Origin of the sequence: Xanthomonas hortorum pv. cynarae, from assembly GCF_002939985.1 — a bacterium.
In the GTDB taxonomy this organism is placed as follows: domain Bacteria; phylum Pseudomonadota; class Gammaproteobacteria; order Xanthomonadales; family Xanthomonadaceae; genus Xanthomonas; species Xanthomonas hortorum_D.
Genome location: NZ_MDFM01000005.1, coordinates 99,169 through 124,395 on the forward strand (window position 1 = coordinate 99,169; position 25,227 = coordinate 124,395).

Annotated in this window: 22 protein-coding genes and 1 tRNA gene; 15 read left to right on the top strand and 8 right to left on the bottom strand. The window is 63.4% G+C overall.

What is annotated here, in order from left to right; genetic code table 11:
• Positions 1–122 precede the first annotated feature (122 nt).
• Complete coding sequence (locus XcyCFBP4188_RS05095) at positions 123–1,394, top strand: O-antigen ligase family protein (protein WP_104591734.1); 1,272 nt, start codon at positions 123–125, stop codon at positions 1,392–1,394.
• Here XcyCFBP4188_RS05095 and XcyCFBP4188_RS05100 read toward each other — a convergent pair.
• Positions 1,379–2,203, bottom strand: coding sequence for a glycosyltransferase family 2 protein (locus XcyCFBP4188_RS05100; RefSeq protein ID WP_006453169.1), 825 nt, complete (start codon positions 2,201–2,203; stop codon positions 1,379–1,381). The genes XcyCFBP4188_RS05095 and XcyCFBP4188_RS05100 overlap by 16 nt on opposite strands.
• Here XcyCFBP4188_RS05100 and XcyCFBP4188_RS05105 point away from each other — a divergent pair, their 5' ends adjacent.
• Positions 2,204–3,262, top strand: coding sequence for a CDP-glycerol glycerophosphotransferase family protein (locus XcyCFBP4188_RS05105; RefSeq protein WP_104591735.1), 1,059 nt, complete (start codon positions 2,204–2,206; stop codon positions 3,260–3,262).
• 55 nt (positions 3,263–3,317) lie between these two features.
• Here XcyCFBP4188_RS05105 and XcyCFBP4188_RS05110 read toward each other — a convergent pair whose 3' ends face one another.
• From XcyCFBP4188_RS05110 to ribA, 3 genes are read right to left on the bottom strand one after another with little or no spacing between them, the layout of a single operon-like run.
• Complete coding sequence (locus tag XcyCFBP4188_RS05110) at positions 3,318–4,823, bottom strand: PH domain-containing protein (RefSeq protein ID WP_006453171.1); 1,506 nt, start codon at positions 4,821–4,823, stop codon at positions 3,318–3,320.
• Positions 4,820–5,419 carry a PH domain-containing protein gene (locus tag XcyCFBP4188_RS05115; protein ID WP_074056566.1) on the bottom strand — a complete coding sequence of 200 codons (600 nt, stop codon included), beginning with the start codon at positions 5,417–5,419 and terminating at the stop codon, positions 4,820–4,822. The genes XcyCFBP4188_RS05110 and XcyCFBP4188_RS05115 overlap by 4 nt, the downstream gene beginning before the upstream one ends.
• Before the next feature lie 16 nt (positions 5,420–5,435).
• Complete coding sequence (ribA, locus tag XcyCFBP4188_RS05120) at positions 5,436–6,569, bottom strand: GTP cyclohydrolase II RibA (RefSeq protein WP_006453173.1); 1,134 nt, start codon at positions 6,567–6,569, stop codon at positions 5,436–5,438.
• 245 nt (positions 6,570–6,814) lie between these two features.
• Between ribA and XcyCFBP4188_RS05125 the strand changes: the two genes are divergently transcribed.
• Positions 6,815–7,336, top strand: coding sequence for a GNAT family N-acetyltransferase (locus XcyCFBP4188_RS05125; RefSeq protein ID WP_006453174.1), 522 nt, complete (start codon positions 6,815–6,817; stop codon positions 7,334–7,336).
• Positions 7,337–7,577: 241 nt separating this feature from the next.
• Here the strand turns inward: XcyCFBP4188_RS05125 and XcyCFBP4188_RS05130 are convergent, their stop codons facing one another.
• On the bottom strand, positions 7,578–8,594 hold the full coding sequence (locus XcyCFBP4188_RS05130) for a lauroyl acyltransferase (protein WP_006453175.1): 1,017 nt from the start codon (positions 8,592–8,594) through the stop codon (positions 7,578–7,580).
• Here XcyCFBP4188_RS05130 and dtd point away from each other — a divergent pair.
• The 4 genes from dtd to XcyCFBP4188_RS05150 all read left to right on the top strand — a co-directional run bounded on the left by dtd (position 8,593) and on the right by XcyCFBP4188_RS05150 (position 11,875).
• Positions 8,593–9,033 carry a D-aminoacyl-tRNA deacylase gene (gene dtd, locus XcyCFBP4188_RS05135; protein ID WP_006453176.1) on the top strand — a complete coding sequence of 147 codons (441 nt, stop codon included), beginning with the start codon at positions 8,593–8,595 and terminating at the stop codon, positions 9,031–9,033. The two genes, XcyCFBP4188_RS05130 and dtd, sit on opposite strands and share 2 nt — an antisense overlap.
• A gap of 105 nt (positions 9,034–9,138) precedes the next feature.
• Positions 9,139–11,016 carry an RNA polymerase sigma factor RpoD gene (rpoD, locus tag XcyCFBP4188_RS05140; protein WP_006453177.1) on the top strand — a complete coding sequence of 626 codons (1,878 nt, stop codon included), beginning with the start codon at positions 9,139–9,141 and terminating at the stop codon, positions 11,014–11,016.
• A 179-nt stretch (positions 11,017–11,195) separates the two neighbouring features.
• Positions 11,196–11,519, top strand: coding sequence for a DUF6566 family protein (locus XcyCFBP4188_RS05145; RefSeq protein ID WP_074056569.1), 324 nt, complete (start codon positions 11,196–11,198; stop codon positions 11,517–11,519).
• A 280-nt stretch (positions 11,520–11,799) separates the two neighbouring features.
• Positions 11,800–11,875: transfer RNA gene (locus tag XcyCFBP4188_RS05150), tRNA-Ile, on the top strand.
• 386 nt (positions 11,876–12,261) lie between these two features.
• On the opposite strand, the gene XcyCFBP4188_RS05160 is transcribed toward XcyCFBP4188_RS05150, so the two are convergent.
• Positions 12,262–13,365: an alkene reductase gene (locus XcyCFBP4188_RS05160; protein WP_104591736.1), complete on the bottom strand. Its 1,104-nt coding sequence runs from the start codon at positions 13,363–13,365 to the stop codon at positions 12,262–12,264.
• A 112-nt stretch (positions 13,366–13,477) separates the two neighbouring features.
• Between XcyCFBP4188_RS05160 and XcyCFBP4188_RS05165 the strand changes: the two genes are divergently transcribed.
• Positions 13,478–14,386 (top strand): LysR family transcriptional regulator, encoded by a 909-nt coding sequence (locus tag XcyCFBP4188_RS05165; RefSeq protein ID WP_104591737.1) that lies wholly within the window; start codon positions 13,478–13,480, stop codon positions 14,384–14,386.
• 196 nt (positions 14,387–14,582) lie between these two features.
• Here XcyCFBP4188_RS05165 and XcyCFBP4188_RS05170 read toward each other — a convergent pair whose 3' ends face one another.
• The gene (locus tag XcyCFBP4188_RS05170; RefSeq protein ID WP_006449680.1) at positions 14,583–15,194 is read right to left on the bottom strand and encodes a TetR/AcrR family transcriptional regulator; all 612 of its coding nucleotides are present in this window, start codon (positions 15,192–15,194) and stop codon (positions 14,583–14,585) included.
• Between the two features lie 295 nt (positions 15,195–15,489).
• On the opposite strand from XcyCFBP4188_RS05170, the gene XcyCFBP4188_RS05175 reads away from it, so the two are divergent.
• The 3 genes from XcyCFBP4188_RS05175 (at position 15,490) to XcyCFBP4188_RS05185 (ending at position 18,916) form a co-directional block, all read left to right on the top strand.
• Complete coding sequence (locus XcyCFBP4188_RS05175) at positions 15,490–16,626, top strand: MFS transporter (protein ID WP_006449681.1); 1,137 nt, start codon at positions 15,490–15,492, stop codon at positions 16,624–16,626.
• 148 nt (positions 16,627–16,774) lie between these two features.
• Positions 16,775–17,887, top strand: coding sequence for a DJ-1/PfpI family protein (locus tag XcyCFBP4188_RS05180; RefSeq protein ID WP_180337196.1), 1,113 nt, complete (start codon positions 16,775–16,777; stop codon positions 17,885–17,887).
• A 15-nt stretch (positions 17,888–17,902) separates the two neighbouring features.
• The gene (locus tag XcyCFBP4188_RS05185) at positions 17,903–18,916 is read left to right on the top strand and encodes a GlxA family transcriptional regulator (protein ID WP_043907952.1); all 1,014 of its coding nucleotides are present in this window, start codon (positions 17,903–17,905) and stop codon (positions 18,914–18,916) included.
• 95 nt (positions 18,917–19,011) lie between these two features.
• On the opposite strand, the gene XcyCFBP4188_RS05190 is transcribed toward XcyCFBP4188_RS05185, so the two are convergent.
• On the bottom strand, positions 19,012–20,082 hold the full coding sequence (locus XcyCFBP4188_RS05190) for an acyltransferase family protein (protein ID WP_104591738.1): 1,071 nt from the start codon (positions 20,080–20,082) through the stop codon (positions 19,012–19,014).
• 407 nt (positions 20,083–20,489) lie between these two features.
• Between XcyCFBP4188_RS05190 and XcyCFBP4188_RS05195 the strand changes: the two genes are divergently transcribed.
• The 4 genes from XcyCFBP4188_RS05195 to XcyCFBP4188_RS05210 all read left to right on the top strand — a co-directional run bounded on the left by XcyCFBP4188_RS05195 (position 20,490) and on the right by XcyCFBP4188_RS05210 (position 25,152).
• A complete protein-coding gene (locus XcyCFBP4188_RS05195) occupies positions 20,490–20,927 on the top strand; it encodes a DUF2946 family protein (RefSeq protein ID WP_228996200.1) in 438 nt (145 codons plus the stop codon).
• A 62-nt stretch (positions 20,928–20,989) separates the two neighbouring features.
• Complete coding sequence (locus tag XcyCFBP4188_RS05200; RefSeq protein ID WP_104591739.1) at positions 20,990–23,176, top strand: TonB-dependent receptor; 2,187 nt, start codon at positions 20,990–20,992, stop codon at positions 23,174–23,176.
• A 283-nt stretch (positions 23,177–23,459) separates the two neighbouring features.
• Positions 23,460–24,449 (top strand): GlxA family transcriptional regulator, encoded by a 990-nt coding sequence (locus tag XcyCFBP4188_RS05205; protein WP_006449687.1) that lies wholly within the window; start codon positions 23,460–23,462, stop codon positions 24,447–24,449.
• Between the two features lie 154 nt (positions 24,450–24,603).
• Positions 24,604–25,152: a cysteine hydrolase family protein gene (locus XcyCFBP4188_RS05210; RefSeq protein WP_006449688.1), complete on the top strand. Its 549-nt coding sequence runs from the start codon at positions 24,604–24,606 to the stop codon at positions 25,150–25,152.
• The last annotated feature ends 75 nt before the right edge of the window (positions 25,153–25,227 follow it).

Sequence of the window (25,227 nt, forward strand, 5' to 3'; positions counted from 1 at the left end):
TGCGCCGCGTCAATGCCGCCGCTGGCCGCTGTCTAGCGACGATTCATGCGGGGCATCGTTAGCTTGGCCGGCATTGCCGCTGCGTGTCGCCCGCTTTACCTCCCTTTCGCCACCGATGCTCGATGAATTCCTTGCCCACTCAACCCGCTTCGCTGTCGCAGACTGCCCCCATCGCATCGCGGGCAGGCGTGCGCATCGCCGAACTGGGCGTGTTCCTGATGACCGCGCTGGTGGTCAGCATGCCGAGCGGCCTGCTGCCGTTCGGCGTGTGCCTGCTGCTCGGTTCGCTGGTGGGTTGGCGCAACCTGCGTGCGGGCATCGTCACGCGCGATGGGTCGCTACGTGCGCTGGGCTGGCTGACGGCGGCGGTCATCGCGATGTCGCTGCTGTCGATCGCCCTGTTCGAACATGGGCTGCGCGACGTCGATAACCGCTCGCGCTTTCTGGTATTGCCGTGGGCTGCGTTGTGGGCGTACGCGCTGCAACCGCGCCAGGTCTGGTTGTGGCGCGGCGCACTGGCCGGCGTGTTCGCAGCCATGTTGATCGCCTTGTTGCAGGTGATGAACGGTGCCGACCGCGCGGAAGGCTTTACCAACGCGATTGTGTTCGCCGATATCACGCTGATGCTGCTGGTGGTGGCGGTGTTCTGTCGTCCGGTGGGCAACGTGCGCTGGCTGGTCGGCGCGGCCATCGCGGCGGTGGTGGTCATCGTGCTCAGTGGCAGCCGTGGTGTGTACCTGTCGTTGCTGGTGACACTCGGTGTGCTGATCTGGGGCGCGGCCTGGCATAGCCCGCGCATGCGTTTGCTGGCTTTCATCGGCAGCGGCGTGCTGGCGGTGGGCGTGATCGTCAGCGTGCCGGCCTTGACCGATCAAATGCGTCTGGGTGAATTGCAGAGAGACCTGCAACGCTACGAGGTCGGCGACAGCGATTCGTCTGCCGGCGCCCGCATCGAGCGGCTGCATGTGGCCTGGGATACCTTGCGCGCGCATCCGCTCACCGGCGTGGGCGTCGGGCGTTTCGACGATGCGATGCGCGAGTTGCCGGTGTGTGCCGGCGATACCCGGTTGCTGCGTTGTCATCTGGGTCACGCGCATAACGATCTGGCCGAATGGGGCGCCACGCAGGGCGTTCCGGGCCTGTTGTTGTTGATCGCGGTGTATGGCGTGCCGCTGTGGATCTTCGTGCGATTGCATCGGCGCAGCGGGCAGCGCCAGTTTCGCGGGCCGGCAGCGGCCGGCGTGATGATCGTGATCAGCTACGCACTGTGCGGGCTGACGCAATCGATGTTCGCGCATCAGGTCTCGGCGAGTTTCTACACGGCGATGGTCGGTGTGCTGGCTGGCCTGGCAGCGCGTCAGGCGCAGCAGGCTGCATCTCAGTCGCTGCGTTGATCGTCCGCGCGCGGCGGGTCCTGCACCGGTTGGTTGTGCTGTAGCAGCCACAACATGATGGTCTTCTGGCGCACGTAGTTGGCACGCACATAGGCGTAGATCAGCCCGTGCCAGCCATCGCGAAAACCGCCACGCAGCAGATAGCCGCGCCAGAAACGCCAGGCCGGCGCCAGCACCAGCTTGCTCCAGGTCGCGCGTTTGCCGCGTGCGTACTCGTGCTCGGCCATCATCTGCGCATAGCGCTGGGTCTTGGCCAGCTGCTGCGCCAGTGAGCGATACGGGTAATGGATCAGATCGCCGGGCAGGGTGACGACGGTTCCATCCACACTCGCCGCTTCGTGGATCTCGCGCTTGCCGCGCCAGCCGCCACGCCGGCGATCGAACAGGCGCAGCACACGATCCGGATAGGCATTGCCATGGCGCAGAAAGCGGCCGAAGTAATCCGATAGCCGTGCGAAGCGATAGCCGGCTGCCGCGGTGAAGCCCGCATCGCGCGCGGCGATGATCGAGCCGCGCAAGGCATCGCTGATGCGTTCGTCGGCATCCAGGCACAGCACCCAGTCGTGGCTGGCCTGTTCGACGCAATACGCTTTCTGGCTGCGATAGCCGTCGAAGTCGCGTTGCAACACGCGTGCGCCAAGCGCGGTGGACAGCGCCACGGTGGCGTCGGTGGAGCCGGAGTCCACCACCACGATCTCGTCGCAGAACGCCAGCGAGCTCAGACAGTCGCGTAGGCGATCGGCCTCGTTGAACGCGATAATGCAGGCGCTGATGCGCGGCCGTTCGTCGGGTGCGGTCAAAGAGGACATGTGATGGCCGAGTACCTGCTGTTCGCAACGGAGCGTTACGCGTTGCCTATTCTGGCGCCATTGGCGCAGGCATTACAGGCCCGCGGTCACTCCGTGTCGGCCTGGTTCGAGGGAGGTGCGCGTGGGCTGGCCTTGCCGGGTGTGCGCGAGGTCGGCCTGCGCGAGGCGCTGGCGCTGCGTCCGCGTGCGGTGTTCAGCGCAGCCAACTGGGTGCCGCCGTTTATCTCCGGCGCCAAGGTGCAGCTCTTCCATGGCTTCAACGTGCAAAAGCGCGAAGACAATCGCGGCCATTTCCGCGTGCGCGGTCTGTTCGATCTGTACTGCACGCAAGGTCCGGCCACCACGGCGCCGTTTCGTGCATTGGCCACGCGCGAAGGGCATTTTGCAGTGGTCGAAACTGGTTGGCCGAAGCTCGACCCGGTGTTCCGCGACGATGGCGGACGCAGCGCCGCATTGCGCGCTCCGGCCAACGGGCGGCCGGTGATCCTGTTCGGCTCCACGTTTACCGAGCGCTTGAGCGCTGCGCCTGCGCTCTATGCTGAGATCGCCGCCGATATCGCGCGCGGCGCGCATTATTGGCTGCTGACCTTGCACCCGAAGTGCGCGCCGGACCTGTTCGATCGTTATCGCGCGCTGGCCGGGCCGCATGCACGCTTTGTCGAACCCGAAGAAGTCATGGCAGCGCAGCGTGCGGCCGATGTGCTGGTCTCGGACACCTCATCGATCGTGTCCGAATTCGTGGTGCAGCTCAAACCGGTGGTGACCTTTCGCAACCGCGTGCCGCAGCCGCATATGCTGGACTTTCAGCAGCCCGAGCAGTTGCCGCAACAACTGGCGCGCGCGCTGGCGCCGGATGCGGCGCTGCGTAGCGCGCTGGCCAGCTATGCCGACGCGATCCATCCATATCGCGATGGGCAGTCGTCGGCGCGGGTGATCGCAGCGACCGAGGATTTCATCGCCGGCAAGCTCGGCCCGCTACGGCGCAAGCCGTTGGGTGCGCTGTGGCGAGCACTGCAGATTCGGCGCGAACTCGGGTATTGGGGGGCGGCGCAACGTTGATTGCTGGTGGTGCGCGATGCCAATGCCGATCAGTGATCGCTGATCCAATCACCAATCACCAGCGCAGCTTGCGCCGCGTCAACGCCGCACCGAGTTGCGCCTGCAGCTGCTGCGCCTGCGCCAACGGCACAAAGCGCAGGCGTAACGCCGGGCCGGTTGCGCTGGCGCCGGCGGTGTCCAGCCAGAGCGTGGCGGTGCCGGACAACCGATCCAGCGGCGAGCGTTGCAGTTGCAGCGCTTGTAGCTTGTCCAGTTCGGCCAGCCGCCACCAACGCTTCCACCAGCCACCGCGCACGGCCACATAGCGCGCATCCAGCGCATAGCCCATGCGTTGCACCTGGCGATATGCCTTGAACGCACTCCAGGGCAACCACAGCATCACCCAGGCCGCCTGACTGCCGAATTGCCAGGCCAGGCCGGCCATCAGCGGCAGCAGCAACAGCAACGTGGGCAGGCTCAGCCGCCACCAGCAATGCGTGGCGATCGACTGCCACTGCGCAGGCGGCCAGGCAGCACCGGGCAGCAGGCGCTGCAACAAGGCATCGCAGCGCTGCGGGTCGGCGATCGGTGCGAGTTCCTTCAACGCGCTGCCTTCGTTATCGCCAGTGCCGGCCACGGCAGTGTCCACGCGCAACTGGCGCCGGCCGAACAGGCGATGCAGGCGGCTTTCGTACAGCGTCCACGACTGGATCCGCCGCAACGCCACGCTGCTACGGACGCGCGTCAGCAGGCCGCGCTCCACGGTGAGACGGCGCTCGGATTCACTGAGATGAAAGCCATGGTATTGCGCCACCGCCAAGGCCACAGAGAGCGCGCGCATTGCGAGTAAGACCGCTAAAAAGCCGATCAGCACCAACGCGGCGGTGACTGCCGTGCCCGGATGGATCTGGCTGACATAGCGATACGCCAGCTCGCCATTGTGTTCGACGAAGTTGGACACCGTGCGGCGCGGAATCATCTGGTAGATCACACCGAAACTGGCTGCCACCACGACCATGCCGCGATTGGAAATCAGCCCCAGCCGGATCACTTCGCCCATCGGCAGGCGCAGCAACGTGTTGCTGTTGTTTTCGAGCTGCGGCGCGGCGGCATCGGTGTGGTGCGCGCGGCGACGGATCAGGTCTTCCAGCGCCAGTGCCTGATCCAACCGCAGCACGCGCATTTCCGCTTCGGGTTTGTGTCCACCGGCCGATTCCAGCCGCACTTCGGCCACGCCGGCCAGCCGGTGCAGCAGCGATTGATGCACCACCACGTTGTGGATACGCGCGAACGGGATGTCGCGCCGGCTGCGTTCCAGCAGGCCGCTGCGGATGGCCACGCCGTCGGTGCCGATGCGGTAGCGGTAGGTGAAGTAGCGCAGCACCGAAATCGCCACCAGCACCGCGATCACCACGCCGGTGGCGATGTGGTCGGCAAAATCGCGGCTGCCGTCGCGGCTGCCGAACAACACGAGCGCGGCCAGCGGAATCAGGAATTGGCGGATCTGCTGCAGCAGCACGAACATCCACGACAGCGGATGCAGGCGCTGCTCAGCGTCGCCGGGATGTTCGATCGCGCTCACAGCGCGTCGTCGTCGTGATCGAGCTGGCGCGCGAGGCGGTCGCGCAGCCGCTCGGCATCGTCCTGATCCAGGCCGGACAATGCCACTGCATTGAGCCGGCTGCCGGCGGTGTGCACCACCAGTGTGGTCAGGCGCGTGGCGCGCTCGATCGGGCCGCGGCGCAGATCCACATGCTGCACGCGCGAGATCGGAATCCGCGTATCGCTTTGCCACAGGTGCCCGCGTTGCAGCGCCAGGCCGTGGTGGTCGAGTTTCCAGTGGGTGAGCCGATGCCGTTTGACCGCAAACCAGGCCCCCAGGGCGGCGGCGATCAGGGTCACGCCCAGCACCACGGGCCAGTAGTGCCAGAGGTGCAGGACCGTGGCCGTGACGCCGGCCGCGATCAGGCCCGCGCCGCCGCCGCCCAAGGCGCCGTTCACCCCGGCCACATAAGCACCACGCTGCGGTAGCGGCTGCCACTGCGCGTGGTCCACAGCCGGTATCTCTGCCGGAGCAGGTGGAACGATGACATCGGGGTGCGGCGGTGGAGCGTCGTGCACAAGGCTGGCCTGCAGAAGCGGTGCGCAAGCATAGCCGGGCGCCGAGGGCGGGCGCATCCGGCGCAGGCCGCGCTTACTGCGCGGCCAGAATCAGCGCATCCACATCCAGCGCGTGGCCGGCACGGGCGGCCTTGGTGCGCAGGTACTGCTCGTTTTCGGGAGTGATGTCGCCGGTCACCGGGATGCGGTCTTCGACGCCGATGCCGGCCGCGCGCAGGCGTTCGGCCTTGGCGGGGTTGTTGGTCAACAGCCGGATCCGGCCGATGCCCAGGCCGCGCAGCATTGCCACCGCGCTGCCGTAGCGACGCTCGTCCGGGCCGAAGCCCAGCTGCGCATCGGCATCGATGGTGTCCAGGCCGGCATGTTGGTAGCCGTAAGCGCGCATCTTGGCGGCGATGCCGGTGCCGCGGCCTTCCTGATCCAGATACAGCAGCACGCCGCCGCCGAGGTCTTTCAGCTTGGCCAGACCATGCCGCAGCTGGTCGCCGCAATCGCATTTGAGCGAGCCGAACAGATCGCCGGTGAGGCAGGAGGAATGCACGCGTACCGGCACCGCGGCTGAGAAGTCGGGCTGGCCGACCACGATCGCCACCTGGTCGCGTTGCGCCACGCCGCCGCGAAACACCACGAATTCGCTCATGCCCAGGCCGCGCAGCGGTACCGGCGTGCGCGTCACCAGCTCGTAGCCAGCTGCGGCGGATTTGGCGCAGCCGGTGGCCAGATCGTCCAACGCCAGCGATTGGCAGCCGGCAAAGGCGGCATGGTCGTCCGCATCGCGCAGGTCTACCGCCAACATCGCCGGTAGCAGCAGTCCCAGCCGCGCGATCTCCACCGCGCCTGCATCCAGTGCATCGCCGGGCGCCCACTGCGTCGGCACCGGGGTGTCGCGCAGGTAGGCCAGCGCGGCAAGCTGGTCGTAGCTGTGTTCGACCAAGGCCACGCGCGCGCCCTGCGGCGCACTCAGGTCCAGGACCTGGGCGCGTGTCGGCGTTACGAACAGATAGTGGCGGCCTTGCGCCGCACGTGCGAACGCCGCGTACGACTGCGCCGTGCTGCTGTCCAGCGCCAGTACTGCGCGCGCCTGTCCGCTTGCCGCAGTGAGCAGCACCGGACGACCGGACCGCAGTTCGGAGGCGGCGCGCTCACAGCGGATCGCCGCCGGATCACCGAAGACGTGTGCGCTGGGGGAGGGGACGGGGCTGCTCATGCACGACTCCAGATGGGGATTGCCACGGCCGCTTCAAGGCGGACGCCGCCGCAGCCACTGCGTGGTCGCGTGACGCCATTGTCGCGTGGTTCGCAACGCCCGGTCGCCACGGCGCGGTGGAACGCTGCATCCAGCGGCTGCAGACTGGGTGGCGCAGCAGGCGCCGATTGGTTGCATGCCGGTCGCGTTGTTCATCGCCCGGCAATGCTTTTTAATCCCAAGACCCTCTGCCCGCCTAGGACCCCATGTCTCTTATCGACTGCAGCGAAGCCCGCCACGCCAGCGCCATCCTGGACATCTTCAACGATGCCATCGCCAACTCGACCGCGCTGTACGACTACAAGCCGCGGCCGCCGGAGAGCATGGTCGGCTGGTTTGCGACCAAGCGGGCGGGCGGCTTTCCGGTGATTGGTGTGGAAGACGCCGACGGCACGTTGATGGGCTTTGCCAGCTACGGCACCTTTCGCGCCTGGCCGGCGTTCAAGTACAGCGTGGAGCATTCGATCTACGTGGACCGCGACCATCGCGGCAAGGGGCTGGGGCGCACGCTGCTGCAGGCCTTGATCGCCGCGGCGCAGGAGCGTGGTGTGCATGTACTGGTCGGCGGCATCGATGCCAGCAATCAGGCCAGCATCGCCTTGCACGAACAATTCGGCTTCACCCACGCCGGCACCGTGCGCGAGGCAGGCTTCAAGTTCGGGCGTTGGCTGGATCTGGCGTTCTATCAGCGCATTCTGGCCACGCCGGCCGATCCACACGACGATTGAATGGTCGTGCCTGGCGCCGACACGGCGTGCCGCGCTCTGTTCTCACCCTTGTTTGAGCTGGGCTGAGCGGTCGGGCGATGTAGCGAGCCACTGCGGCGCGGCGTCACCCAGTGGCTGTCTGCGATGGAGGCGATCGGAATGCGCTGCGTGTCAACGCAGTGTTGCACGGTATCTGTTGCACAGGATCTGCAGCCAGGAGCGGCTAGCAAAACGTAGCCGTGCCGTCGGTGTGCTGGCCAATCTAGTGCGGATGCCGCTCGGTCGCATACGGATTGGCCTCGCCGCTGCCTGGCGGGCGCAGCGTGTAGCGCTTGTAGGTCCACTGGTATTGCGCCGGGTCGCGCCGGGCGATCTGTTCGATGCCCGCATTGAGCGCGCTGGCCGCGCGCACCGGGTCTGCATCGGCCACCGCCGGGTCGGACGGCTGCACATGCAGCGCGAACTGCAGATCGCCACCGGCGCGTTCGCACCAGCTGTACAGCACGATCGCGCCGGTACGTTCGGCAAGCCGGTTGACCAGGGTCATGGTCAAGGCCGGAATGCCGAAGAACGGTGCAAAGACGCCATCGCCCATCTTCGGCTGCTGATCGGGCAGGATGCCGACCGCGCCGCCGTCCTTGAGCACCTTGAACAACTGCCGCACCGCCGGGCCTTCGGCACGCACCTGGCGCACGTTGTCGCCGCCGCGGGCCAGCTGCAGGAATCCGTCCACCGTGTCCGACTCCGGTGGCCGATACACGATCGCAATCGGCCCGCGTTCGGACAGCCACTGGTTGAGCAGTTCCCAGTTGCCGAAGTGCGGCGCGGCAACAATCACCCCGCGTCCGGAGGCCAGCGCTGCGTCGTAGAGCTCCTGGCCATTGCGTTGCAGGCGCGCCAGGTTTTCGGCCGGCGGGCGGGTCCAGGTGCGCAGCACTTCCAGCGTCTGCCGGGCGGTCGAACGCAGCACTTGCGCATGCAGCTGCGCGCGCTGGCCGGCATCCAGTTCCGGGTACGCCAACTCCAGGTTGCGGCGTGCCACGCGGCTCTCGCGCGCATCGAGTTTGCGCCAGCTCCAGGCCAGCGTATCGGCCACACGTTTGAGCAGCGGCCACGGCAAGCGGCCCACGGTGGCGGCGGTGGCGTAGAGCAGGCGAGCGCGAGCATCAGGTTTCATCGACGTAATTCTAAACAGCGCGGCCGCCCAAGACCCGCGCGTGACAGTACGGGCCGTGCTGGGCATGCTGCGCGACACAGTTTGCTCAACCACAATGCCCATGCTTGCACTGATCCAACGCGTCACCCGGGCCTGCGTCACTGTCGATGCGGAGCGCGTCGGTCAGATCGGTCCCGGGCTGTTGGCCCTGGTCGGGGTCGAACCCGGCGACAGCGATGCGCAGATCCGGCGCCTGGCCGAACGCCTGCTCGGCTATCGCGTCTTCGCCGACGACGCCGGCAAGATGAACCGCTCACTCACCGATACCGCGGGCGGGCTGCTGCTGGTCAGCCAGTTCACCCTGGTTGCCGACACCAGTTCCGGCACCCGCCCAGGCTTCAGTACGGCCGCACCGCCGCTGGAGGCTGAACGGGCGTTCAATCAATTGGTGGCGATCTGCCGCGAAAAACATCGCGGCGGGGTGGAAACCGGGCGTTTCGGTGCCCATATGGTTGTCGACCTGGTCAACGATGGCCCGGTGACCTTCCTTCTCAGGCCCTAGCCAGCGCTACACCAGCGGTCTCGTCTTGAATCCGGCAGACGGGGCTTCACGCTGGTATAATGCTAGGTCCTCTTTCCAATCTCAAAGCCGGTGGCGCGAGCATCCATGGCCAACGAACGTCCTGCCCAGCAATCCGACATCAAGCTACTGATCAGCAAGGGCCTGGAACAGGGCTATCTGACCTACGCCGAAGTCAATGACCATCTGCCCGACGACCTGGTCGACCCGGAGCAGATCGAAGACATCATCAGCATGATCAACGGCATGGGCATCGATGTCCATGAAGTTGCGCCCGATGCTGAAACCCTGTTGCTCAACGATGGCAACACCGGCAACCGCGAGGTTGACGATACCGCAGCCGAAGAAGCCGCCGCCGCTCTGACCGCGCTCGACACCGAAGGTGGCCGTACCACCGACCCGGTGCGCATGTACATGCGCGAAATGGGCACGGTCGAGCTGCTGACCCGCGAAGGCGAAATCGCCATCGCCAAGCGCATCGAAGAAGGCCTGAGCCAGGTCCAGGCAGCATTGGGCGTGTTCCCGCTGTCGACCGAGATGCTGCTGGCCGATTACGAAGCGCACAAGGAAGGCAAGAAGCGTCTGGCCGAGATCGTGGTCGGTTTCAACGACCTGATCGAAGAAGCCGATGCCGCCGCCGCGGCGCTGGCCGCCGCTGGCCCGGTTGCCGTTTCCGAAGACGATGCTGCGGACGATGACGACGCCGAAGACGGCGACGACGACGCTGCCGAAGAAGAGGCCGGCCCGACCGGTCCGGACCCGGTGGAAGTGGCCACGCGCATGGAGAACCTGGCCAACGAATACGCCAAGTTCAAGAAGATCTATGCCAAGAACGGCGCCGAGCACAAGCTGGTGGTCAAGGCGCGCGAAGACATGGCCGCCATCTTCACCACGCTCAAGCTGCCGCTGCCGCTGACCGACGCGCTGGTCACCCAGCTGCGTGGCGTGGTCAACGGCATCAAGGACCACGAGCGCAAGGTGCTGCACCTGGCCACCGCCGTGGCACGCATGCCGCGCAAGGACTTCATCCGTTCCTGGGAAGGCAATCAGACCAACCTGGAATGGGTGGAAGACGCGCTCAAGCGCAAGCAGAAGTGGTCCTCGGCGCTGCGCGACGTCAAGGACCAGATCGTCTCCGAGCAGCAGGGCTCGATCGAGATGGAGAAGGCCAACTACCTGACCCTGGGCGAGATCAAGGAGATCAGTCGCGCGATGGCCTATGGCGAAGCCAAGGCACGCAAGGCCAAGAAGGAAATGGTCGAGGCCAACCTGCGTCTGGTCATCTCGATTGCCAAGAAGTACACCAACCGCGGCCTGCAGTTCCTCGACCTGATCCAGGAAGGCAACATCGGCCTGATGAAGGCGGTGGACAAGTTCGAATACCGTCGCGGTTACAAGTTCTCGACGTATGCAACGTGGTGGATCCGTCAGGCCATCACCCGTTCGATCGCCGATCAGGCGCGCACCATCCGTATTCCGGTGCACATGATCGAAACGATCAACAAGTTGAACCGCATTTCCCGTCAGATGCTCCAGCAGTTCGGCCGCGAGGCCACGCCGGAGGAACTGGCCAAGGAAATGGACATGCCCGAGGACAAGATCCGCAAGGTGATGAAAATCGCCAAGGAGCCGATCTCGATGGAAACCCCGATCGGCGACGACGAGGATTCGCATCTGGGCGACTTCATCGAGGACACCAATGTGGAGTCCCCGATCGACAACACCACCAACATCAATCTCTCCGAGACGGTGCGTGATGTGTTGGCCGGCCTCACCCCGCGCGAAGCCAAGGTGTTGCGGATGCGCTTCGGTATCGACATGAATACCGATCACACGCTGGAAGAAGTCGGCAAGCAGTTCGACGTCACCCGCGAGCGGATTCGTCAGATAGAGGCCAAGGCGTTGCGCAAACTGCGTCACCCGAGCCGTTCGGAGCAGCTGCGCTCGTTCCTTGATATCGACTGATATCAGGGCGATGCCAGCGTAGCGATCACAACAGCCCCGCAATCGCGGGGCTGTTGCGTTATGGGTCCGTAGTAGGCGATGGCTGCTCAGTAGGGCTGTGTTGTGTGTCCAGGCTGCCAAGCATTGCAACGGTGCTAGCGCATTCACGCATCGGCGACGAAGCCGCACGGCGCCGCAACATGAAATCGGCGTTTCTCCAAAGCTCACGTGGTGTTCTAACCGTGCCTTCTAAGTTGACGGACGCACGCACACGAGACCGCCTTATGAGCAGGCAAAGCCGCTTTGAAACCACCACGTACCGCGATCACGAAATCCGCGTACGCGTCGAGCGCGCTGCGCCCGATGCCAACTGGACGGTGCAGGTCGATGTGTATGCGCTTGGCGGCCAACGCCAGCCACGCATCGACGACCAGGGGCCTGGTTGGGAGACGTATCAGGACGCTATTGCGCATGGGTTTCAAGCGGGGCGGAAGTTGATCGATGCGCAGTTTGAGATGGCGTAGTGGCCGGGTTGAGGATTGGGGATCAGTGATTCGGAATTGCTGAGGTGTATGTCGCTAGATCATTCATCCTCGAATAGTGCGGCAGGACAGATTGATCGCGTACACCTTTAAAGCCTGGCTCACGCCGGGCTTTCCTGTATCTGCATGCGCAAACACAGGTAGGTGCGGCCACTCGTCCTCATTGACACCTGATACAGCAGACAGCGACGCGCGCGGACAGGTAAACTTTCGCGTCAGCTGGACGGTCCGACATGCCCTGCATCTCGCCACCCACCCTGCCGGGCCTATAGCTCAACGGTTAGAGCAGAGGACTCATAATCCTTTGGTTCCAGGTTCGAATCCTGGTGGGCCCACCAATAAAAAAGGCACTTGACGCGAGTCGAAGTGCCTTTTTCGTTGCCTTGGAAAAAATTGTTGGAAAATTAGCCGCGCTTTGGCAGTTTTATCATCGGCAGCGCATGGTCATAGCTGCCTAGCGTTGCCGGTGTCACGTGCCCCGCAGTGTTTGTTGCCCGCGTTGTCCACTGTTTGTGGACGCGCTCGCGCAGGTCGATTGCGAGTTGCCGGCGATCACGCGCGCCGCCAGGTCAGGGGACGACTCGTTAATGGAATAGATCGCCACACGCTGTGCAGCCTGACGCAGGATCATGCCGATGCGCGCTGCGATATTCCCTTTGAGGCGAATTCGCAGAGCGCAGCGCCAGCCGCCGGCGGATGCATCGAAGAGGTGGATGCTTGTGCTTCAGGTTGCGGCCGCATAGTTGGTGTAACCCTCCGCACCACCGCCGTAGTAAGTGTCGCGATCCGGAGACGCGAGCGAGGTCCCTGTCTGCAGGCGTGCCACGAGGTCCGGGTTTGCAATGAAGGGCTGGCCGAACGTGGCCAGGTCGATCACTGCCTGATCGATTAACCGAGTTGCGCGTTCCAGGTTCAATTTTCCCGCAAGGATCACGGTGCCGCCGTAGGTGCGCTTGAACGCTGCGAGGAATGTTTCGCTCATGTCCGGGGAGCCGTCTGCGTGGTTGTCGTTTAGATGCACATACGCCAGCTCACGCTTGGCCAGCTCTTTGGCCAGGTACAGGTAGCTGGCCTCGCTCTCGGCATACGCGGGCATGTCGAATTGGCGGTTGTTCGGTGCAAGGCGAATACCCACCTTGCGGGAGCCGATGCGCGCTGCCACTGCATCCACGGTCTCGAGAATGAGCCGCGCCCGGTTCTGCAGCGAACCACCGTAGGCGTCGACACGGTCGTTGGTGATCGGGTTGAGGAACTGCTCGAAGAGGTAGCCATTGGCGGCGTGGATCTCGATGCCGTCGAAGCCTGCGTCGATCGCGCGTTGGGCCGCCTGCTCGAAATCCCGGACGATGCCTGGCACCTCTTCGGTCTCGAGCGCACGCGCCGGGCTGGGCTCAGCTGTCCCGCGCGTTCCGTCCTCGCGGTAGATAAATGCATAGCTCTTGGAGCTGGATGCAACCGGGCGCGTGCTCGCGCTCACCGGATCGGCGCCGTCGGGCTGCAGCGAGGTATGCGACATGCGGCCCACATGCCACAGCTGGGCGAAGATCTTGCCCTGCTTGGCATGCACTGCATCGATCACCACTTTCCAGCCGGCGACCTGCTCCTGCGACCAGATGCCGGGCACATCAATGTAGCCCTGGCCTTGCTGCGAGACGGGAGTGCCCTCGCTGACAATCAGGCCTGCGCTCGCGCGTTGGGCGTAATAGGTTGCCGTCAATGCATTCGCCACGCATCCCGGATTGCGGGCGCGGGTCATCGGTGCCATGACGATGCGGTTGCTCAGCTGGGTGCCGCCGAGATCGAAGAGTTGGAAGATCTTTGATGTCATGGAGAAGGGCTATTTGGTGGGGACAGGCTAAAGAAGGTAAGGTTGACTTCGATGCACATAAAGGTGCTGAGAGTCCCAGCATTGGGGACATCAATTCCCCAAAGGATTTCCGATGCTCCCTGTCGAGACACTCAATGGGTTGGTCACCTTCGTCACCGCGGCACGTTCCAGGACGTTTACCAAGGCGGCCGAGTCGCTGGGGATCTCGCGCTCGGCGGTAGGCAAGGCGATCGCCCGCCTGGAAGCGCGGCTGGGCGTGCGCCTGTTCCATCGCACCACGCGCCGAATCGCGCTCACTGCTGATGGCGAATCCTATTTCGCGACATGCGCTGCTGCGTTGGAAGAGATCGCCAGCGCAGAAGCCGGCCTGGCCTCTCAGTCGTCACTGCCTACCGGCCGGCTGCGCGTGGACATGCCGTCGTCTTTCGGCCGCCACGTCATGTTGCCGATCCTGCTCCGCATCGGTGCAGCGCACCCCGATCTTCACTACACGCTTTCCTTCAACGACCATTTGATCGATCCGGCTCAGGAAGGCATCGACCTGACGATTCGGTTTGGCGGCGTTGAAAGCTCCGGCGGCCTGGTTGCGCGCAAACTGGGGCGGCAGCGACTGGTGTTATGCGCATCACCTGCGTATCTCGCTGCACACGGAACGCCTCGCACGATCAACGAGCTGCAGGCGCATCGCAGCATCGTCGGCTTCCGCAATGGCCAGCCTGTTGGCTGGCGGTTTGGCGACAAGGTGACCGCCGGCGATTTTGTGCCCCAAGGAACGCACCAGTTGAATGACGGAGATGCTGTCATCGACGCTGCGATCGCAGGTCTGGGCATCTGCCAAATGCCGATCTCGCTGGTGCGCCCGCACATCCAGTCGGGCAGGCTGCAGCTCGTCCTGGAAGAGTGCACGGCCTATTGCATCGAAATCTTCGCGCTCTGGCCGCGCACGCGCCACTTGCGCCCGAAGGTGCGCTACGTGGTGGACGAGCTAGTGCGGCTTTCCGCTATCGGCACTTTCGACTAAAAAGTCAGACAATGCGCGCTGCCGCTACCATCGATACCGGTAATCAGGTCCGGCGGCTTGAGTCATTCACTGCGAAAGTTGACCCTGAGAGACAGGCGCAGCGAGGCAAGCGGGCTCTCAAATAAATCTAGCTCTGTCATCCCGCAGCGAACGCCATCCCGGCGTTCTGCGGCGCACGGGTTGAAGTGCTGCCTGCCTATTGGGTCTGGGCGTGCCAGAACCCCATGAGCTGCGTAATGGCAGCATCCATCGCCTTGAAGCTCATGCCGTCCCTGGCGAGTGTGGATAGCCCAAGCAGGAAGCTGTCGAACACGCAGGTCAGTGCAGCGGGGTCGGCATCCGGCCCGAGTTCTCCGTTGACGATGGCGCGTTCCACGCAGGCGCGGATGCCGGCGCGTGTGCGGGCACGCGAGCGCGTCAGTGGGGTGCAGAGCGCAGAGAGTTCCGGTGATGGTGCACTCATCACTCCCAATGTGACCATGCAGCCCTTTGGGTGGCCGCGCTCGCACTGCATCTTGGCTGAGCGGCGCAGTGCAAGCTCCACCGCCTGCTTTGGAGAAAGCGAGGTGTCCCACAAGCAGTGGGTCACCTTCGCGTAGCTCGCCAGGTAGCGTTCCATGCATTCCTTGAAGAGTGCCTCCTTGGAGCCGAACGCTGCGTAGAAGCTGGGCGCGGTGATGCCGCCGCCAATCGCCGCCTTGAGTTGGGTCAACGAGGTGGATTCGTAGCCCTGTTCCCAGAACAGGTGAAGCGCTTGCTCAACCGCGGTGTCGCGGTCGAAGCTGCGTGGCCTTCCCATCTGTGCCATTGCACTCTCCGATACCTAAATACAGACTAGTCGATACATATGTCGTTGACAACATGGTCGCTTCGTAATATACATACCGAGCGATACATATATGTTTCTTTCGATAGCAGGCACGGACAGGCTGTTCGGTAGGTGGCCTGTTTCTTTTGGCCTATATATGTACCGATCGATACGGATCGGTGTGACCTGACCCGAAACTTATCTCAACCAAGGACAGCATGTGACCTCTCCAAACACATCAACGGCCAGTGCAATCCCCGCGCCGTTACCCATCGCCGCCCTGTTGGCGCTGGCGATGACCGGTTTCATCTGCATCGTGACCGAAACCCTTCCTGCAGGATTGTTGCCGCACATGTCCGCAGGCCTTGGCATCACTCCCGCACTGGCTGGGCAGACGGTGACCGCTTATGCGTTGGGTTCGGTGGTGGCTGCAATCCCGCTGACCATTGCGACCCAGCAGTGGAGGCGGCGTAACGTGCTGCTGCTAACCATTGTCGGCTTCCTGGTGTTCAACTCCATCACTGCACTCTCAACCAACTACAGCCTGACCTTGGTGGCGCGTTTGTTTGCTGGCGCAGCCGCAGGCCTGGCCTGGAGCCTGCTGGCCGGTTACGCCCGGCGCATGGTGCAGCCGGAACAGCAAGGCAGGGCCATGGCGATTGCGATGGTGGGCACACCGATTGCGCTCTCCCTGGGCGTGCCGCTGGGTACCTGGATGGGCGGCATGCTGGGCTGGCGGAGTGCGTTTGCCGCGATGTCGGTTCTGACAGTCGTTTTGATCGTCTGGGTGCTGGTGAAAGTGCCCGATTATCCCGGCCAATCGGCAGCGCAGCGTGTGCCGCTGTGCAAGGTGCTTGGCACTCCTGGCGTGCGTCCCGTGCTCGCCACCGTGATGGCGTGGATGTTGGCCCACAACATCCTCTACACCTATGTGGCGCCGTTCGCCGCACACGCGGGGCTGGGCCATCGTGTGGACGTGCTGCTGTTGGTCTTCGGCGCAGCCGCACTGGTTGGTATCGGCGTGGCGGCAAAGCTGGTGGAGCATCACCTGCGTCGCACCGTATTGATCTCGCTGGCGACGTTCTTCGCACTCTCTGTGGTGCTGGCGCTACTGCAGGACATGCAGCCCGTCGTTTACGTGTGTGTGGCGGTGTGGGGTCTGACGTTCGGTGGAGCCGCGACGCTGCTGCAGACTGCACTTGCCGATAGCGCAGGAGAGGGTGCCGATGTTGCGCTGTCGCTCAATGTCGTTGCCTGGAACAGTGTCATCGCCGGTGGTGGTGTGGTGGGCGGCGTGCTGCTGGACCAATGGGGCGCGCAGACCTTTCCGGCGGCCATGGCCCTGTTGCTGGCGGTTGGATTTTGCATTGCATGGCGCGCTCGAAGTCACGGGTTTGCTGCGGGCACACGCGCGCCAGTCGTCGGCCATTAGCCTGTTAGCCGTGGCAGTAAATGACGGGTCAGCGACATTGCCGACAGCAGGTTGTGGCGGAAGAATCAGCGGACATCTCCTTTGCGGCATCGCCATGGCCCCCCTTACGTTTCACCGCGTTATCCGTTGCGCTGCCTGGGCCGCGTGCATGATCCTTGCCGGGTGTGCCGAGCCGGCGGCGCGGTCTGCACTGCCGGCGCGCGGCGCCCCGGATATCGCTGCAACGGCACAGGCGACGCTGCCGCCCTACCGTGCTCGCAAGGCGCGCGCCCGCCCGGTGATTGCGGTGGTGGCAAACAATGCCGGTGTGGAAGTCAGTGACTTTCTGGTGCCCTTCGCGATTCTCTCGCGTGCCGGCACCATGGACGTCGTCGCTGTCACCCTCGATGAGGGGCCACTGGCAACTTTCACCGACCTTGGCAGCCCCGGTTTCAAGATTGCGACAGACACAACCGTGGCCCAGTTCGATGCCGCGCAGCCCGAAGGCGCCGACTACGTCATCGTGGCCGCTCAGGCTGCCGAACCGCGACTGCTTGCATGGTTGAAACAGCAATCTGCGCACGGCGCGACCATCGTCACCATCTGCAACGGGGCACTCATCGCCGCACAGATGGGCGTGTTCGATGGTCGCCGCGCCACGGCGCATTGGTCGACCAGCGCCAGCCGCGCGGAGACATTTCCCGCCATCCGCTGGACGCCGAATCGGCGTTATGTCGCGGATGGAACGTGGATCTCTACTGCGGGCGTGAGCGCCGCGATCCCGGCATCGATCGCGTTGGTTGAGGCCATCAGCGGGCAGGCGAAGGCGCAGGAACTGGCATCGACGCTCGGTGCAAAGGATTGGTCGCCGCAGCACGACAGTGATGCATTCCGTCCCCGCCTTGGCACAACCGCGTGGCCGCTGGCGCAGGTGCTGTATACCAACCGATGGCTGCACAGTGGCGAGCAGATCGATGTGCTGGGCGCACCCGGGATGGATGAGGCGACACTTGCGCTGACCGTGGATGCGTACTCCACCACGGCGAGAAGCCGCGCGTCCGTCGTCTCTACCACTGGCGCATCCTTTATCACGCGGCATGGACTTGTCATCGTGCCCGACCGACAGCGCGAGCGGGGCAGCACGGTCCCACTCGTCGCCCCGGCCGACCCGATGCCGGTGCCGGCTTTGAATGGTGCGCTCGATGGCATCATGCAACGCTATGGTCGAGCAACTGCCAAGGGCGTTGCGCTGGCATTTGAATATCCCGACTACCCGCGCTGAACGCGCAAGGCCTCCATGTCCGACTCATCTCCTTCGCGTCACGTTGTGCTGCTTGCGCACGAAGACATGAATGTCCTTGACCTCACCGGGCCAGTGCAGGCACTGCACACCGCAAATCAATGCGCGCCCCTGGCTGGGGGCAGCTCGCGCTACCAGATCACGGTCGCGTCCGAGAGCGGCGGCCTGGTGACGACCAGCTCCGGTCTGCAGGTGATGTCGGTGGCGATTGCCTCGCTGGACGATGTCGCCATCGATACGCTGATGGCGCCAGGTGGCTGCCGCGGCGCGGTTTACGCCGTCTCGCCTGGATTGGTTGAGTGGGTGGCCGCGCGCGGCGCCAGCGTTCGCAGGCTTTGCTCGATCTGCACCGGTGCGTTTTTGCTTGCCGCCGCAGGGCACCTGGATGGTCGGCGTGCAGCGACCCATTGGGGTTGGGCCGACCGGCTCTCCAACCTGCACCCCGGCATACGTGTGGATGCAGACAAGATCTTCGTGCGCGATGGATATGTGTGGTCATCGGCCGGCGTCACCGCAGGCATCGACCTGACGCTTGCGTTGATCGAGGATGATCATGGCCACCGGCTTGCGATCGATGTGGCACGTCAGCTGGTGGTCTTCGTCAAGCGCTCTGGCGGGCAGTCGCAGTTCAGCGCACCGTTGTCGGCGCAGACCAGCGCGGGCGGCGATTTTGCGGAACTGCACGGGTGGATGGCCGCCAACCTGCATGAGGATCTGCGGGTGGAAACGCTTGCCGGCCGCATGAAGATGTCGCCGCGCACGTTCGCACGCGTCTACCGCAGCACATGCGGTGTCACCCCAGCCAAGGCGGTGGAAACGCTACGCGTGGAAGCGGCGCGCCGCCTTCTGGAATCCGGAAACGCGCCGATCAAGCGCATTGCGGCGCTGACCGGTTTATCGGACGAACAGACACTGCGTCGCACCTTCCTGCGTGTCTTGGGCGTAGCCCCGGGCGACTACCGGGATCGCTTCCAGGGCACCACAGCGGACGAACGTTTCGCCATCGCCTGATGCATCCATCGTTGCGAGTACGCGATGCGAGAACGTCGGGAAGAGCCTCTGCCACGACGCTCCCAACGCACGGCTATTTCAAACAAAGCGGTAGGTTATTTGATGGTATCGGTCGCTTCGGTACGCGCAGGAGCCACTAACGGACGTGATTCGAAAAGCCTGGTTCCAATGCGCCGTAACAGCGTGTTACCGGGCAGCTCGATGACGCGATACATCAGCCATGCCAGCAAGAAAACCACCAAGGTGATCAGCGCGGCCATGGCCGGGGTATGCGCATGATCGCCCAGCAATTTCATGGCGACATAGATCACCGGAATGTTCAGCAGATACATCGAAAAGCTGAATTCGCCACACATCATGATGGGCCGGTGGCCGAACAGCAGCTTGCTCAGCGGTGTATCGAAGGAAAACATGAAAACGAAGATGCCCGAGAACAACGCGCCTTCCAGATAGTTGTAGAACTCGCGCTTGCTGCCGAATTCCACAGGCAGGATGCGTGCGATGACCAGACCGATAACGATCAGCGTCAGGCCTTGCAGCAACGCAAGCGTGCGCATGCCCTTGTCGGACCAGGCTTGATTGCGGAACAACCCGAACAGCACGCCCGAGAAGAAGTACTGCATCTTGGAGCCGACAAAGGTGCCAGGCAGTTGGTCGCGGTAGGAGATCAGCAGAAAAATCGCGGTCAGCACGATTGCAAGCACGGAGGCGTTGCCTTGGTTTCTGAATTTCCACAGTGCGAACCACAGGCCCACGAAGACCGCGTAGAACTGCACCTCCGGCGGAATGCTCCACAGCGCGGACATGTTGCCGGAGAACAACAGGTGACGCAGCAGGTTCTGATGGGTGATCGCGTAGACGAACGATGGATCGATCAGGTTGTAGATCAGATAGGAGCCGATCACGACAAACAGATAGGCCGGAGCGATCCGCGAAAAGCGTGAAACGCCGTAGCGCACCACGGCCGAGTAGTCGAATTGCTTGTGGCCGTAGAGAAAGGCCATCAGGAATCCGCTCAGGGTGAAGAACACCATGACGCCCACTTCGCCCGGATACAGATGGCTACGCGAGAAGAATCCGTCTTCCGCAAGATGCGAATAGACCACCAGCAAAGCGGCCAGTCCGCGAATTCCGGTGAGCGCATCGATGCGCTGTGCGGAGCTCATCGATCGTTCCAGACGATCGTGAGCGGTGGGAAACAGAGTTTTGTGTCACGCATGGGAGGGTGTCTTCAAACGGCCGGGGGACCTTCCCGCGTGAGTGCGCCTGTGTGACAAAAAGGTTGCATCCAGCACTTGGTCTCATGAATGACGATTCAGCGGCATGAGAACCAAGCCGGCTCGCCGGAGGTTGTGTTTTGAGTGTCTCTGTGCTGTGGAGAGGCGGGCCGGGTGAGTGAACAAAGAAGATCAACCTGCATCCGGGGTTTAGCGGCAGTTGGTGGTATTGCTGTTCGAACGGGTTCCATGACGTAGGTCAGGCGCCACAGCTCTGCACCTAGACGAGTGCGGCAACGCCGTGCGCATGCTCTAAACTGCGCTCCATGCTGCGCAACCGCCGCTTCCTGCACCTTATGCATCAGCTCGCCTTGATCGGCGTGCTGCTGATGGCGATGGCTCCTGTGATCAGCCGCTGGGTGCAGGTGTCGCAGCACAACAGTGCGCTGATGCAGCTCACTGCGCTGTGTACGGCGCAGGGACTGCAGCTGGTCGATCTGGGCACCGTGTCAGCGGCGAAAACGCCTGGCGGTCACGCGCCGCCGATGGCGATGGATCAGGCGCACGTGAGCCACGGCGATGCCGCCGGCGATCTGCCCAGCGATCACGCAGGGATGGTATGCGATTACTGCCTGTTGGCCGCACAGCTGCTGGCCTTCGTCATCGCGTTGTTGTCGCTTGCACTGCTGTGGGCCGCGTCGCTGTCGCCAGCGGTCTATCGCGCGCCGGCACGCGTGTCGGCGATCTGGCCTGCGCACGCTGCGCGTGGTCCTCCAATGGTGTTGGTCGTCTGAGCTAGCCGATCCAACCGAGCGTAGCGCCCGGTTGTCGACCAATCCTGCTGTATGGAGTTTCCATGTCTGTCTTCTCAACGATGCCGGCTCTGCCGTCGCGTCTGGCGATCGCGTTGGCGATTGCTTTGTCTTCCTCTTTCACCGCTCACGCGGCCACTGCACTGGATTCGGCTGCGACAGCGCTTGCTGCGAGCGACTCTGACGCGGTCGTGCCCGGGGATGGTGCTACCGATCTTTCCGCCGTCCACGTCAGCGGTCATCGCCGGGATCGGCCTGCATCGACCGGTTCCAACCTCGGCCTGACGCCGTTCGAAATACCTGCAAGCCTGGAGGTGATCGATCGCGCGCAACTTCAAGCGCGCGGCGACAGCAATGTCACCGATGCCATCACCCGGGCGAGTGCGATCAGCGGGATGCCACACCCGGGTAACGGGCTGAGCGCCTTGTCCACGCGCGGCTTTACCGACAGTGCGTCGGTGATGCGGCTCTATGACGGGCTGCGCCAGTATGGTGGCGTGGGCGTCACGTTCCCCTTCGACACCTGGTCCATCGAGCGTATCGAAGTGCTCAAGGGGCCGGCATCGGTGATTTACGGCGAAGGTGCGATCGGTGGTGTCATCAACATCGTTCCAAAAAAACCCAGGCAAGACGCGGTCGAGAACGAGGTGCAAGCCACCATCGGCACCGAGGATACCGCCAGGCTTGCGTTCGGCAGCGGCGGAGCGATCGACGATCGGCTGTCCTACCGCGTGGATGCCAGCGCCAATTACACCAGTGGTTGGGTGGACCGCGGCCACTCCAGCGATGCGACGTTCTCCGGCGCCTTGCGTTGGGATGCGACTGCCGAGTTGAGCCTTACCTTGAACTATGCCTACGGCTATCAAAAGCCGATGCGGTATTTCGGAACGCCGCTCGTCGATGGCCGGGTGCTGGATGCGCTGCGGCACAAGAACTACAACGTGGGCGATGCGGTCATGCGCTTCAAGGATCAATGGACGCAATTGGACGCGGTGTGGAGCCCGAACGACGCTGTGACCTTGACTAGCCGTGTCTATCACGTCGCCAGCAAGCGCGATTGGCGTAACGCGGAGAGCTATGTCTACAACACTACGACCGCACTGATCGATCGATCCACCAACACCGCCATCAACCATGATCAGCAGCAGACCGGCATCACCTCCAGCCTGGTACTGAAGGGGCAGCTTGGTGGCCTGGAAAACGCCTACTCGGTGGGCTTGGATGTCAATCGCGGACGTTTCAAGCACACCAACAACACCTATGTCGGCAGCTCCGGGCCAGTGGATCCCTACAACCCGGTGCCCGGGTTTTTCCAAAGCGATATTCCGACAATTCCGCGCTATCGCAACAGCGCCGATCAAGCTGCGTTGTTCATGGAAGATCATCTGTCGCTGACGGCGGCCTGGTCGGTGCTGGCCGGGCTGCGCTATGACCATGCCAGTCTCGATCGCCAGAATCTGGTCACTGCGGCGCAAGCCTTCAGCAGAGACTATTCCAGCGTTGGCTGGCGGCTGGGCACGGTCTATACGATCAACCCGGATGTCGCGGTGTATGCGCAGTACTCCGAAGCGGCCGACCCGGTCGGCGCGTTGTTGATGCTCAGCCCTGCCAACAGCGCATTCGACATGGCGAAGGGGCGTCAAACGGAAATCGGCTTGAAACAGCGCTTCTGGCAAGGTGCCGGCGAGTGGACCCTGGCTGCTTACCGCATTCGCAAATCGGATCTGGTGACCCGCGACCCTGCCGACCCGACTGTGAGTCTGCAGATCGGCTCGCAATCGTCGCGCGGTGTGGAGGCCTCGCTTGCGCTGGCAGTGACCGATCAGTGGCAGCTCGATGCCAATGCCACCGTGTTGCGGGCCGAGTTCGACGACTTTACCGAATCGGTTGCAGGGCGTGCCGTCTCCCGCGCCGGCAAGGTGCCGCCCAATGTCGCGCAGCGTCTGGCCAATGTGTGGGTGAGCTGGAACTTCCAACCCAACTGGACTGCCGCGGCAGGTGTGCGTTACGTGGGCAAACGCCATGCCGACAATGCCAATGCACTGGAGCTACCCGCCTACAGCACGACCGATCTGTCGGTGAGCTGGGATATCCGGCCAGCCACTCGCATCACCACGCGCGTGGTCAATCTGTTCGACAAGGCCTACTTCACAACTGCCTATTACACCGACAGCATGTGGTTGTACGGCGCCGACCGGCGAGCGGAGCTGACGATCAATCATCGGTTCTGAGGATTTGGCTGCAGAGCATGTAACAAGCGAACGCCCAGACCGGCAGTTGCAGGTCTGGGCGCTTTTATCCTGATCACGGACGCGCTCCGATTCGCTCGCCAGACCACAACTGCGTGGTTCGGGCGGTCGATTGAATGCGCCAGGTTCGAGAGTCCATCAAGCGCGCTTGTTCGGCTGAGGGCGGATGGATGTGTGGCGCCAGAATAGGGGCGGCGGACATCGGTGACTTCAGCTACACGAGTGGTTTGCTACTGAATACCCGCCACGGGTCGTGGGGAGAGCTATGAAACCGAAGCAGAGCGTAGAGATCGGCCTGGTGCTGTATCCGGGCGCGCAGCTTGCCGCGGTGCTGGGGTTGACCGATTTGTTCACCGTTGCCAACCGGATCCTTGTATCGAAGCAGCCCACTTCCAGCGCAGCCTTGAAGGTGACGCATTGGCAAGAAGAGGTCTCACGTCGCAGGCTGGTGCGTGTGTTCGAAAGCGATACCAAAACGTCTGCTCGCGTATCTGCCGTGATCTTGCCGCCAAGCCTGGTCAATCAGCCGGACGCCGATGGTGAGATGGCATTGATCGACTGGTTACGTGAGCAACACGGCGAAGGTGCGGTGTTGTGTTCTGTGTGCGCGGGCGCCTTCCTGTTGGCTGGCACCGGGCTGATGGCAGGACGCCGCATGACCACGCACTGGCTGCATGCGCAATCGCTGCAGCAGCGCTTCCCGTCAATCATCGTGGATTCTGACGAAATGCTTATCGACGATGGTGACGTGATCACTGCAGGTGGCTTGATGTCCTGGACCGACCTCGGTCTACGGCTCGTGGATCGCTTGCTCGGGCCAGCGGTCATGCTCGAAACGGCGCGCACAGTGTTGGTTGATCCACCGGGCCGCGAACAACGCTACTACAGCGTGTTTTCGCCACGCATGACGCATGGCGACGCTGCTGTATTAAAGGTGCAGCACTGGCTGCAGGACACCCAAGCGCGGGATGTTGCACTGGCCAGCCTGGCTGCACAGGCTGGATTGGAAGAGCGTACTTTTCTGCGCCGCTTTCAGAAAGCAACCGGCATGACGACGACGGAGTACTGCCAACGGCTGCGCATCGGTCGGGGGCGGGTGCTGCTGGAATCCAGCACCCTTGCTATTGACGCGGTGGCCTGGGAAGTCGGCTACCAGGACACCGCAGCCTTCCGAAAGGTGTTCAAGCGGATTCTCGGCCTGTCGCCAGGCGACTACCGTCAGCGGTTTTCCGGGGCAGCGGGTCGGGCGCGTTAGGTCTACTGCTACTGCCACTGGCCGAGCGCAGGGCGAGTATGTGCATGACTTTCGGTGAGATGTCGCTTTCGGCCCGGTTGTGTCGGTCATGCCACTGGTCCATACGGGGATTCCCGCGCAAGCTGACCAGTGAATCCACTAATGCGAGATCATCATGAGCAAGGGCATCATCGTCATCGACCTGCAGAACGACTATTTTCCTGGCGGAAAAATGCCTTTGAGCGGTATCGAGCAGGCCAGCGCCAATGCTGCGCTTGTTGTGGGGAATGCACGTAGCCAGGCCACCCCGGTGTTCCATGTGCGTCATGAGGCGACGGCCGCCGATGCGCCATTCTTCGTCGCCGGCTCGCACGGCGCACAGATCCGGACAGGCGTAGAACCGCAGGACGGGGAGGTTGTCATTGTCAAACAGCATATCAACGCATTTCGCGACACCGATCTTCAACAGCAGCTCCAGCGAAATGGGGTCGACGAGGTGGTCGTGGTGGGAGCGATGAGCCATATGTGTGTGGACGCTTGCGTGCGCGCCGCTGCCGACATGGGATATTCGGTGACGGTGTTGCACGACGCCTGCGCCACCATGGACCTGAGCTTTGACGGCGTCACCACGCCTGCGGCGCAGGTTCATGCCGCGATGATGGCGGCATTGCAGTTCGGCTATGCAGCCGTGCACTCCACACAGAGCTATTTGCAGCATTCCTGACTCTGGACCACCTCAGCAGCAGGCGACGTGCAAGTTGCTGGAGTTGAGCGGATGCCGGTGCATGCCGGCCGCGCA